This is a genomic window from Nocardia yamanashiensis NBRC 100130, from assembly GCF_001613325.1.
GTDB classification, from domain to species: domain Bacteria; phylum Actinomycetota; class Actinomycetes; order Mycobacteriales; family Mycobacteriaceae; genus Nocardia; species Nocardia yamanashiensis.
On record NZ_BDCD01000021.1, the window covers coordinates 174067 to 186238 of the forward strand.

Genomic DNA, 12172 nt, shown 5'->3' on the forward strand with positions numbered 1-12172 from the left:
CGGCCCGTGGTCACGAGCACACGACCGGAACAGCGTGAGAGAACGACAGGAAAGGCCGGACAGAACATGCGAGGCGAGAGACGTCTGAGATCCCGCAGCGGTTGGCTCAAGAGATCGGTGCTGGGTGTCGCTTTGGCGACGATGCTGCCGTTCGGGGTGTCGGTGGCAGGAGCCGGAGCCGCACACGCGGCCTTCAACCCATCAGGATTCGACTTCTACGTGGACTCCGCGTCCATGGGCCCGGTCAAATCGCGAATCTTCCGCGCGGCCGATGGCAATACCTCTCGCGTCGTCTATGCCCTCGACGGCATGCGCGCCGGCCAGAACCTCAACGGCTGGGAAATCGACACCAATGTCGCGCAGCTGCTGACCAGCTGGAACATCAATGTCGTCATGCCCATCGGCGGCATGTCCTCGTTCTACGCGGACTGGAACGCGCCCTCGGCGCTGCTGAACCTGCCCGCCGGCTCCTCCTCGGGTTCGGCCTCGGGGTCGGGCACCGGCTCCTCGTCCGGTTCGGGCGCGCTGCAGATGTTCGACGGCGGCCCGGGCAAGTCTTACCGCTACACCTGGGAAACCTTCATCACCCAGGACCTGCGCAACGCGCTGCGCGACCGCCTCGGCTTCAACCCGAACCGCAACGGCGTGTTCGGCCTGTCCATGGGTGGTTCCGGCGCGCTGACCCTGGCCGCCTACCACCCGGATCAGTTCAGCTACGCGGGTTCGTTCTCCGGCTACCTGAACATCTCCGCGCCGGGTATGCGTGAGGCCATGCGCATCGCCATGATCGACGCCGGCGGCTACAACGTCGACTCGATGGCGCCGCCGTGGGGCCAGCAGTGGTTGCGCATGGATCCGTTCGTGTTCGCGCCGATCCTCAAGAACAACAACACCCGCCTGTGGATCTCCGCGGCCAGCGGCGTGCCGGGCGCGGGCGACGTCACCGGCGTCATGTCGGTGATCCAGGGTGTGCCGCTGGAGGCTCTCGCCCTGGCCAACACCCGTGCTTTCCAGGTCCGGATGGCGACGCTGGGCGCGAACAACGTGACCTACGACTTCCCGGGTACCGGTGTGCACAACTGGCAGAACTGGGAGGCGGAGGTCAACCGGATGGTTCCCGATCTGTCGGCGAACATCGGCTAGACCCAACCCGGCGGAGCTCTGCTCCGAAACCTCTATAGAAGAGGCCCCGCGCTTCGAGCGCGGGGCCTCTTTTCCATCTCCAACCCGACTCGCGGGTGGCGACACGCTGAACACGCCGAGATGGGCGTCCGATACTCGTTCTGTACCGAAGATCAGTTCTGCAGGGTCGGTGTCCAAGCTCCAGACGAGAGGGCTAGGTCGATGCGGTGTAGTGGGGTCAAACGCGCGGTATTGGGCATAGCGGCAGCGGCGCTGCTATTGCCGACCGGGATCACGGCGTATCAAGCGCCACCCGCCGCTGCGGCCTTCGACCCGTCCGGATTCGACTTCTGGGTCGACTCCCCGGTGATGGGGCCGATCAAGACCCGCGTCTTCCGCGCGGCCGACGGCAATACCAATCGCGTCGTCTACGCCCTGGACGGCCAGCGCGCCACTGAGATCCTCAACGGCTGGGAGAACGACACCAATGTCGCCCAGGTGCTGACCTCCTGGAACATCAATGTGGTGATGCCGGTCGGCGGCGAGTCGAGTTTCTACGCCGACTGGAATTCGCCGAGTTCGTTCTTCGGCATTCCGGCGGGCGCCGGTTCCTCGGCGGCCAATACCGGATCGGGCGCGACCGAGGCGCTGGGCGGGGGACCGGGCAAGAGCTACCGGTACGACTGGGAAACCTTCCTCACCAACCAATTGCGCTGGGCACTGAAGGATCGGCTGGGCTTCAACCCGTATCGCAACGGCGTGTTCGGGCTCTCGATGGGCGGCAGTGCGGCGCTGACGCTTTCGGCCTACCACCCGGATCAGTTCAGTTTCGCCGGTTCCTTCTCCGGCTACCTGAACATCTCCGCGCCCGGTATGCGCGAGGCCATTCGCACGGCCATGATCGACGCCGGCGGTTACAACGTGGATTCCATGGCCCCGCCGTGGGGTCCGCAGTGGCTGCGGATGGATCCGTTCGTGTTCGCGCCGACGCTGATCGCCAACAACACCCGCCTGTGGATCGCGGCGGGCAGCGGTCTGCCCATGCAGCAGGATCTCGACATCCCGTTCGGCGCGGCCGCCGATCGATTGATCCGCGGCGCGCCGCTGGAAGCCTTGGCGCTGGCCAATACCCGTGCTTTCCAGGTCCGCATGAGCACCCTCGGCGCGCAGAACGTCGTCTACTCGTTCCCGCCCTACGGCCTGCACGCCTGGACGAACTGGCAGGACGAGGCATACCGGATGATCCCGGACCTGTCCGCGAATATCGGCTGACGGACCCGGAGGACGGGGCCGACGCCGTGCGATCGGTGCGTCAGCGCTGGTTCTGCATGACGGCGGACCCGTTCGAGATGATGCCCACGCCCTGTCCGAAGAGGTTGAAGAGGACGCCGAGTACTTCCATCATGGTGGACCTGTCTTTCTGACTTGCGATTGTTCGGATTTCAGTTGTCGAGGACGGTGGCGAGGTCCCGGAATACCGGGTGCTTGTAGAGCAGCATCAACTGCATCGGCAGTCCTTTGTCGGACAGCTCGGTGCTCAGATGGATTGCCGCCAGCGAATTGCCCCCCGAGAGGAAGAAATTGTCCTCGGGCTTCGGTTCCGCCCCCAGCACAGTCTGCCATGCCGAAGCCAGAATCGATTGTGCCGTTGATGTTTTCATGATCTCGGTGATCGTTTCGGCGGCGGCCGGGCGGGTCTCGGCGAGCGGATCCGGCAGTCGCGCGGTATCGGCTTTGCCATTGGTGGTGAGCGGAATGGCGGGCAGCGGCGTGTAGGTCGCCGGGCGCATGTAGGCGGGCAGCGTGCGTTCCACCATGCCGCGCAGTTCGGCGAGGTCGAGATCGCCGACCACGTAGGCGTCCAGGCGCGGAGTCGCGAAGCGGCCGTTGGCATTACACACCACGATGGCGTCGCGCACGCCCGGCTGCCGCCGGATGCTGTTGCGGATCTCGTCCAGTTCGATGCGATAGCCGTTGATCTTGATCTGGTGGTCGATGCGCCCCAGATGCTCCAGCGTCCCGTCCGGGCGCACCCGGCCCAGATCCCCGCTCCGATACCAGCGCTGCCCGTCCGGCCCCGCCACGAACCGGGTGGCGGTCAGCGCCGGATTGCCGGAGTAGTAGAGCGCCAAACCCGCTCCGGCGACGAAGATCTCGCCGGGAAAGCCCGGCGCGACCGGCCGCAGATCCGGACCGAAGACCGCGGTCCGCCAACCGGGTATGTCCCGGCCGACCGAGCTCGGGGCCCGCAACGCGACCTGCTTGGTGACCGGCTGAATCGTGACGTGCACGGTGGTCTCGGTGATGCCGTACATGTTCACCAACCGGCAGCGCCGCTCCGGATAGCGGTCCAGCCACGCCGACGCACTCCCGCCCTGCAAGGCTTCACCGCCCAGGATCACCAGCCGCAGCGCCTCCAGCAGTGGCGCCTTGGCATCCTGATGCACCAGATGCGCGAAGGCCGACGGCGTCTGATTCAGCACCGTGACGCCGGAATCCCGCAGCAGCGCATGGAATTTCGCGGGATCACGCGCCGTGTCCTTGTCCACGACCACCGCCGCGCCGCCGGTGGCCAACGCGCCCCAGATCTCCCACACCGAGAAATCGAAGGCGGGGGAATGGAAAACGCTCCAGCGATCAGCGGGCGTAAGTCCGTATTCCACGGTCAGCGCATCGATCAGAGCCAGCGCACTGCGATGCGCGATGACCGTCCCCTTGGGCCGTCCGGTTGTGCCCGACGTGTAAATGGCGTACGCGGGCGACTCGCCCGAAAGGTGCTGCGGCAGTTCAGGTGTAACAGGCGTCCCGCTCACCAGCTCCGCGATCGACACCGCCGCGGTACCGTCCGGCAGCGCTTCCATCAGCCCCGGCTCGACCACTGCGACCCGAGCTTTCGAATCCTCGATGATGTAATGCACCCGCTCGACCGGAAATTCGGTATCCACCGGCACATACGCCGCACCGCACTTCCAGATCCCCACCATCACCGCGAACAACCGCGCCGACTTCACCGCCGCCGCCACCACGAAATCCCCCGGCCGCACCCCGAGCTCCAGCAGCCCACCGGCAACGGTGTCGGACAACTCGTCCAACTCCCGGAACGACATGACCTCGCCCCCGTGCACCACGGCGACGCTGTCGGGCCGCGCCACAGCATGCCCCACCACCCGCCGCTCCACCCGCTCTGCCGCCGTAGGCACAACGAATTCCGCAGGTAAAGGCGCAGTCTTGGCGAACTCGAGATCGCGGACGGCCAGGTCCGGTCCGGCTTGCCGAAGCTGCGTGTAGACGTGGGCGAAGGCCCGCGCCAGCAGCTCCAGCCGTTCCGCCGATTCCCCGGCCGGACCGCGCACCCACAGCCGCACGGCTCCCGAGTCCGCACTGTGGCGGACGGCGTATGGATCCGCACCAGGCTCGGTGGTGTCGGTGCGGAGCTGGATGGGGTCGGCATTCCCGACCGGTCCGACTGCGTCCGGCGACGCGACGGGCCGGATGACGATGTCGAAGTCGCGCGGCGATTCCGCGCCGGGTAGGTAGAGCGCCGGTGCGGTGGTGTAGTCGGTGATGCGTACCGTCCGCAGCGCTCGGCCGGGCTCGTCGCCCGCCGCCGGTACTTCGGCCGCAGCCAATCGCGACACCACGTCCTTGAGCGATCCGCGACCGTCGATTTCGCATGCGGCGTAGGCGGTTCCACCGGCCGAGTCGCCGGACCGGGCCGTGGATTCCAGCAGTTCGTTCGCTGTGCGCAGGTGTACGCCGAGCGTCGAGGTGTCCAGGAAGCGGGCCAGTGTCGCGACTATCGCGGCGGCCAGTTCGTCGCTCTGGTGATCCGCGCCCCAGGGGAGATCGATATGCGCGCCAGTGGTTTCCGCGAGGGCGGCGATGGATTGTGCACCGCGCCGGTCGAATTCGGCCAGCATCGGGCGCGGGTCCGTGGCCGAGAGCAGTAGGACGTCCGCTGTGCCGTCGGGGTAGCGGGTGCAGGTCAGCCTGGCGTGCTGGTCGCCTGCCAGCGTGTGCCGCAGTTGCTGTCGCAGCAGCTTCGTGGCCGGGGCGGAGGCGGCATCGAAAGGTACGCTGCGGCACCAGGTTCCGAACTCCGCGGGTGGTAATCCGAGGGTGGCGGCGACCAGGCCGGTCAGTTCCTCGTCGGTGGGCGCGGCGGGTAGGCGCACCGCGATGCCGACGGCCGCGCGGGCGGGGTGCGTTTTCGTCATGGCCGGCCTTCTCTGCGCGGGGCGATCATCGGGAGGTGAAGCCGCCGTCGACGGTGATGATCGCGCCGACCACGCTGCGGCTGCGGCCCGAGGCCAGCCAGGCGACGGTTTCGGCGATATCCGCGGCGTCGACGAGCGCGTTCGAAGGTTGATCGCGCAGGAACAGTTGTTCGGTGTCGCCGTCCAGGTCGAGGGCGTTGGCGACCTCGCGCAGCATGCGGCCTTCGAGTTCGGCCGAATCGTGTACGGAGCCCGGGCATACCGCGTTCACCCGGATGCCGTGCGGGGCGAGATCCAGCGCGGCGGCCTTGGTCAGCCCGACCAGGCCGTGTTTGGACGCGACATAACCGGCGAAGTGGCGGTAGCCCACCAGCCCCGCGGTGGAGGCGATGTTCACGATGCTGCCCGAACCCTGCGGCTTCATGATGCGCGCGGCGGCGGACAGGATGCGGAAGGGACCGGTCAGGTTGATGTCGAGCATGGTCGCCCAATCCTGTTCGGACACCTGGTCGACGCCCTTGCCGGAGGGGCCGACGATGCCCGCGCAGTTCACCACCACGTCGAGCCGCCCGAAGCGGTGCAGCGCCAGCTTCATCATGGCTTCGACATCGGCTTCGGAGCGGACGTCGCCGAGCAGCAGTTCGGCGTCCGCGCCGGCGTCGAGACACAACTGCCGGGTGTGCTCGAGCTGGCTTTCCGATCCGAGCGAATACGGCACGCCGGGGGCGTCGTGGCCGATATCCGTCAGTACCAGTGCGCAATTCGCTTCGGCGAGCCGCAGCGCGCAGGCTCGTCCGATACCGCGGGCCGCACCGGTGACCAGTGCGACCAGATGTTCCGCATCAGCCATGGGAGACGCGCGCCGCCGCGGCGATGAACTCCAGGGTTTCGGTCAAGCCGTCGGCCAGATACATGTGCCCCCCGGGAAACATTCGCAGCGAGAACTCCCCCGTGGTCGCCCGCTTCCAGCCGTTCAGATCCGCCTCCGCCACCAGCACGTCGTCGGCGCCGCGCAGCGCGGTGATGGGCGCCGCGATGACCGCGTCGGGTGCGGCCAGATACGACTCGTGCATGGCCACGTCGCTGCGCAGCGCGGGCAGGATGATCTGCCGCAACTCCGGATGCGCGAGCGTGGGATGGGTGTAGCCGGCGAAAGTCTCGACCTGCGCGACGAATTCGTCGTCGGTCAGCCCGGCCGCGCGTTCGGCGCGCGGATTCCACGGGTCCGGCGATCCGCTCACGTACACGTGGTCGACGACGGAGCCGAGGGTCCGGGCCACTTCGAAGGCCAGGATCGCGCCGAAGCTGTGCCCGAGCAGCAGGACGCGCTGCCCGGGCGCGGCGCTGCGCCGCACCTGCGCGGCGATATCCGCCACGGCGGCGGCCAGATCGGGATACCCGTCGTCGGCGAAACGCTCCTCGCGGCCGGGCAATTGGATCGGCAACAGATCGACCCCTGCGGGTGCCTGTTCATTGCGATAGAACGAGGCGCCCGCACCGGCGAACGGGAGGCATACGAGCAGGTGGGTCGACATATCCGCGAGGATGCCACACCGATCGGGTCCGATTGCCGGGAATCATGTTTCGCACCTGGACGACGGTCCAGATGGGGCCGGCCGAGAGTGACTCACCAGTGAGCCTGATCTCTCTTGATAGTGAGAGCGAATCGCCATGAAACGTGACGCAAGTCACGTTTCGGCATCTCCGGCGTGGCCTGCCGGACCGGCCCCGGACGAGCGCCTATAGAAGAGCGGAAGTCCTGAGCATTTCGGTTGCGGTCAACGATGATCGGCGGAAGGCGAGCGATGCGGTCGGCGCGAGTAAGCGGAAAGTGGTCGGGGTGGCTGCGGCGCTGGGTGGCCGTGGGGGTGGGCGCACTGGCGCTCCCCTTGGCTTTTACCGTGGCGGCCGCGCCCGCGCAAGCCTCGTTCGATCCGGCGGGCCACGATTTCTGGGTCGATTCCAGCATGGGCCCGATCAAGACGCGGATCTTCCGCGCCCACGACGGCAATACCCAGCGCGTGGTCTACGCGCTGGACGGCCTGCGCGCCCGAAACGATCTCTCCGGCTGGGAGATCGACACCGATATCTCCCGGGTGCTGCCCGCGTGGAACATCAATGTGGTGATGCCGATCGGCGGACAGTCCAGTTTCTATTCCGATTGGGTGGCCCCCAGTAATACCAATGGCCAAACTGTCCCATACGCCTGGGAAACCTTCCTGACCAGGGATCTGCGCAATGCGATGGCGGCCCGGCTGGGATTCAACCCGCACGGCAATGGCGTACTCGGCCTGTCCATGGGCGGTTCGGCGGCGCTGGTGCTCGCCGCCTATCACCCGGATCAGTTCCGTTATGCCGCATCGTATTCCGGTTATTTGAATATTTCGGCGCCTGGTATGCGCGAGGCATTGCGGGCGGCGCTGCTGGATGCGGGCGGCTACAACATCGACGCCATGTGGGGCCCGCCGTGGAGCGAATTGTGGCTCCGCAATGATCCTTTGGTCTTCGCGCCGCGGCTGCGCGAGAACGGCACCCGGCTGTGGATCTCCACCGGAAACGGGATACCGGGCACCCGGGATGTGGTGATCACGCCGATCGACGCCTACAACCTGACGAATGCCTCCGGGCTGGAGACGGTGGCGCTGGCCAATACCCGGGCGTTTCAGGCGCGGATGGAGTCGCTCGGCCCGTGCAATGCGGTGTTCGACTACACCCCGGAGGGCGTGCACTCCTGGAAGTACTGGCAGGACCAGGTCTTCAAGATGCTTCCCGACCTGAGTGCGAATCTCGGTTGAATCGAGTGTGAAACTTCCCTCACTGCAAGGTTTTTCCGGTTACCGCGCGCCTGCTCGCGATTCACGATATGGTCACGCCACCATTTCGGCTGCTTGCGCACCGGTGGATTTCCGCCATCCGAATGGAGCACCTTGCCAACCCCTTACGGGGTCGAATAGTCTCCAGCGAGCGCAAGTGCCGCATTGGTGGCGCAGCTCGCTTCGGACTGTCGGGATTCGCAGCGGGTATCGAACGCGCGTGTCCGGATAGGCAGCCTCTACAGGCTCGGACGCGCGTGGACGAACAACTTAATGCACAGCAGCAGATGAGGAGCAGTATCCATGCGTTTCGGCAGGTCCGCCATGCCGGAGGGGGCCCAGACAGGACTGCGTCGCGGCAACACCGGCTGGCGCACACGACTTTTCGCCGCGGGTGCCGCGGCCCTGGCCATCCCGACCGCCGCAATGGTGGCGACCCCGACGATCGCGTCGGCGGCTCCGGTGTTCAGCCCGGTGCATCGCGCGCCCGCGGGTGGTTTCGAAGAACTGATGGTCCCCTCCAGCATGGGACCGATCAAGGTGCAGGTGCAGTGGGCCAAGTACGGCGGCACCTCCGCGCTGTACCTGCTCGACGGCATGCGCGCCGGTGATGACAAGAACGCCTGGTCGAACCCGGACGAGGGCAATGCCCTCGCCACCTTCGCCGAGGACAACATCACCGTGGTGATGCCGGTCGGCGGTCAGTCCAGCTTCTACACGGACTGGGCCTCGGCCTCCAACACCAACGGCCAGAAGTACACCTACAAGTGGGAAACCTTCCTCACCAAGGAACTTCCCAACTTCCTGGCCAACTACGGCGTCTCCAAGACCAACAACGCGGTCGCCGGCCTGTCCATGGGCGGTTCGGCCGCGCTGGCGCTGGCCGCCTACCACCGGGACCAGTTCAAGCACGCCTCCTCGTTCTCGGGCTACCTGAACCTGTCCGCGCCCGGTATGCGCGAGGCCATCCGCATCGCCATGCTCGACGCCGGCCGCTACAACGTGGACTCGATGGCCGCCCCGTGGAGCCCGCAGTGGCTGCGCATGGACCCCTTCGTGTTCGCGCAGCAGCTCAAGGGCCTGCCCATGTTCATCTCCTCGTCGACCGGAATCCCGGGCCGCTACGACGGTTTCGATTTCGGCACCGGCAATGCGATCGCCCTGGAAGCCCTCTCGATCGTGAACACCCGTGCCTTCGAGGCGCGCCTGAGCTCGCTCGGCATTCCGGCCCGGTTCGATTTCCCGGGCACCGGTACCCACAAGTGGAAGTACTGGGCCGAGGAACTCGTCAAGGTGCGTCCGGACATCCTGAACGCGCTCGGAGCCTGATAACGGTTCCGTGATTCGACACCGGCCGCCCTATAACGGGGCGGCCGGTGTTTTTCGTTCACCGCCATTTCCGGGGGGTTCGGGGGCGCAGCCCCTGAGGGTCGCGAGAGTTGCTCACCACCGGTTCCCTTGTAGCGCCCCATGATTCGCCGTGGCGGAGTACAAAAACTAATGTGACACGTGTGGCATGTGTTAGATGGGGGAGGCTCGGGCGTGCCGGTATGGCGACGCTCGTGGCAGTCACTTCGATGGTCCTGGTCGGCGGCACCACCGCGGCCGCGGAACCCGGACCGGCGACCGCGCCGAGCAGCACCGCGATTCGAAAAGTGGTGTGGCTGAGCGACAGACGGGTGGCCCTGTGGGTGGATTCACCCGCGATGGGTACGCAGATCCAGGTCCAGCTGCTGCTGGCCCGGGATTGGAACAGTAAGCCGGACAGCAGATTTCCCACGCTGCTCATGCTGGACGGGCTGCGCGCCGGCGACGACGAGAGCGGCTGGACCAAGGACGCGGGCGCGCAGGCGTTCTTCGCCGACAAGAACATCACTGTCGTATTGCCGGTCGGCGGTATGTCCAGTTTCTATACGGACTGGAAGAAGCCGAACAACGGCAAGACCTACCGGTGGGAAACCTTCCTCACCAAGGAATTACCGCCGCTGCTGGACAAGGACTGGCGCACCACCAATGTGCGCGGCGTGGCGGGGCTGTCCATGGGCGGCACCGCGGCCATGACGCTCTCCAGCCGCAATCCCGGCTTCGCCAAGTTCGTCGCCTCCTATTCCGGTCTGCTCACCCTCACCACCCTGGGTATGCCGCAGGCCGTCCAGTACTCGATGCGGGACGCCGGCGGCTACGACTCCGACGCCATGTGGGGCCCGGCCACCGATGCCGAATGGGCCTCGCACGATCCGTACGCGCTCGCCGAAAAGCTCAAGGGCGCAAGCCTGTACGTCTCCAGTGGGAGCGGGCTGGCTGGCGTGCACGACATTCCGGCCGGTATTCCCGGCGTCAGTACCAACTGGATGGGTATGGCGCTCGAAGTGCTCGCGCGTTTCTCGTCCCAGCAATTCGTCGCCAAACTCAACAAACTGAGCATTCCGGTCTCGGTAAATTACCGTCCGTCCGGTACTCATTCCTGGCCGTACTGGGATTTCGAGATGCGCCAGTCCTGGCCGCAGGCCGCCGCCGCGCTGGGCGTCGAGGCGGCCAAGCCCGAGTGCGCCGCGGCGGGAGCCATTCTGCCGGTGGCGCTTTCGAAGTCCTGGCTCGGCGACTGTCTCACGGTGGAGTTCCCGCAGGCGGGCGGCGTGGCGCAGGACTTCAGCGGTGGCCGGGTGCTGTGGTCGGCGGCCACCGGCGCGCACGCGCTGGGCGGCCTGATCGGCGGTGCGTACCAGGGTGCGGCGGGACCCGCTGGGGCACTGGGCTTTCCGACAACCGACGAAACTCCTATTTCGGGCGGAGCGGAACAGAAATTCCAGCACGGCCGCATTGTCTTCCGGGATGGAAAGGCCGAAATTCAGCTGGGCTGAACGCCTATACACGCCATTCGGACGTAGATACCCACCAGTTATCGCTCCTGCACCGGTAAAGTGCACCGGGTCCCGTGACGCCCGGTCACTATGGTGTCGTTTCCCTGCGGTTCAGGAGCTCATGTTCATGGCATCACAGGTTTTTCGGCGCGCGCTCATGGCCGCCGCGGCGATTGTCGCCCTGCCCGTTCTCGCCGCCCCGGCGCTCGCCCTGCCGGCGCACGCCCCCGTGCATCGCACGGCCGAGGGCGGTTTCGAGGAACTGATGGTCCCCTCCAGCATGGGACCGGTGAAGGTGCAGGTGCAGTGGGCCCGGCACGGCGGTGACGCGGCGCTGTATCTGCTCGACGGCCTGCGCGCCCGCGAGGACTTCAACGCCTGGTCCTTCGAGACCAACGCGCTGAAGATGTTCGCCGAGGACAATGTCACCCTGGTGATGCCGGTCGGCGGCCAGTCCAGCTTCTACACCGACTGGCGCGCGCCCTCCAGCGGCAACGGCCAGAAGTTCACCTATCGCTGGGAGACCTTCCTGACCGAGGAACTGCCCGCCTTCCTCGAGGGGTACGGCGTCTCCCGCACCAAGAACGCGGTGGCCGGCCTGTCCATGGGCGGTTCGGCCGCGCTGGCGCTGGCCGCCTACCACCGGGACCAGTTCAAGCACGCCTCCTCGTTCTCCGGCTACCTCAACATCTCCGCGCCCGGTATGCGCGAGGCCATCCGCATCGCCATGCTCGACGCGGGCCGCTTCAATGTCGATTCGATGGCCTGGCCGTGGAGCCCGCAGTGGCTGCGCATGGACCCGTTCGTGTTCGCTCCGCAGCTGCGCGGCCTGCCCATGTACATCTCGGCGGCGGCGGGCATTCCCGGACCGCACGACAATCCGGACGGTCCGGTCGGCATCTTCAATACCGTCAATGCCATTGCCCTCGAGGCGCTGTCGATGGTCAATACCGTCTCGTTCATGGCCCGGCTCAATCAGCTCGGCATCGGCGCGCACTACAGCCTGCCGACGAACGGCACCCATTCCTGGGGCTATTGGCAGGATCAGCTGGAGCAGGCGCGCCCGGAGATACTCGCCGCGCTGGGCGTCGCCTAGCCGATCTTGAAAACTGGTCGTTTGCTGTAGTGCCCCCGATTCCCGCGCGTCCTACCCGGAACC

The 12172-nt window shown here is 66.5% G+C and carries 8 protein-coding genes and 1 pseudogene; 6 read left to right on the forward strand and 3 right to left on the reverse strand.

From position 1 onward, the window contains the following. Window positions 1-66: 66 nt before the first annotated feature. Window positions 67-1143, forward strand: a complete 1077-nt coding sequence (locus NY1_RS25135) for an alpha/beta hydrolase (RefSeq protein WP_067718156.1) — start codon at window positions 67-69, stop codon at window positions 1141-1143. Window positions 1144-1344: 201 nt separating this feature from the next. Then, complete coding sequence (locus NY1_RS25140; protein ID WP_067718158.1) at window positions 1345-2394, forward strand: alpha/beta hydrolase; 1050 nt, start codon at window positions 1345-1347, stop codon at window positions 2392-2394. Between the two features lie 170 nt (window positions 2395-2564). Here NY1_RS25140 and NY1_RS25145 read toward each other — a convergent pair whose 3' ends face one another. The 3 genes from NY1_RS25145 to NY1_RS25155 are packed head-to-tail and all read right to left on the reverse strand — an operon-like array spanning window position 2565 to window position 6874. Further along, window positions 2565-5339: a non-ribosomal peptide synthetase gene (locus tag NY1_RS25145; RefSeq protein WP_067718161.1), complete on the reverse strand. Its 2775-nt coding sequence runs from the start codon at window positions 5337-5339 to the stop codon at window positions 2565-2567. 25 nt (window positions 5340-5364) lie between these two features. Then, window positions 5365-6189 carry an SDR family oxidoreductase gene (locus NY1_RS25150; protein WP_067718164.1) on the reverse strand — a complete coding sequence of 275 codons (825 nt, stop codon included), beginning with the start codon at window positions 6187-6189 and terminating at the stop codon, window positions 5365-5367. Next, window positions 6182-6874, reverse strand: coding sequence for a thioesterase II family protein (locus NY1_RS25155; protein WP_067718166.1), 693 nt, complete (start codon window positions 6872-6874; stop codon window positions 6182-6184). Before NY1_RS25155 ends, NY1_RS25150 begins: the two co-directional genes overlap by 8 nt. Before the next feature lie 270 nt (window positions 6875-7144). On the opposite strand from NY1_RS25155, the gene NY1_RS25160 reads away from it, so the two are divergent. From NY1_RS25160 to NY1_RS25175, 4 genes and pseudogenes are all read left to right on the forward strand, one after another. Continuing rightward, window positions 7145-8134 (forward strand): alpha/beta hydrolase, encoded by a 990-nt coding sequence (locus NY1_RS25160; protein WP_233434468.1) that lies wholly within the window; start codon window positions 7145-7147, stop codon window positions 8132-8134. A gap of 342 nt (window positions 8135-8476) precedes the next feature. Next, window positions 8477-9481 (forward strand): alpha/beta hydrolase, encoded by a 1005-nt coding sequence (locus NY1_RS25165; RefSeq protein ID WP_439956038.1) that lies wholly within the window; start codon window positions 8477-8479, stop codon window positions 9479-9481. 221 nt (window positions 9482-9702) lie between these two features. Continuing rightward, a pseudogene (locus NY1_RS25170) lies at window positions 9703-10974 on the forward strand (alpha/beta hydrolase-fold protein); the annotation flags it as partial. A 166-nt stretch (window positions 10975-11140) separates the two neighbouring features. After that, a complete protein-coding gene (locus tag NY1_RS25175; RefSeq protein WP_084535330.1) occupies window positions 11141-12109 on the forward strand; it encodes an alpha/beta hydrolase in 969 nt (322 codons plus the stop codon). Window positions 12110-12172: the final 63 nt, after the last annotated feature.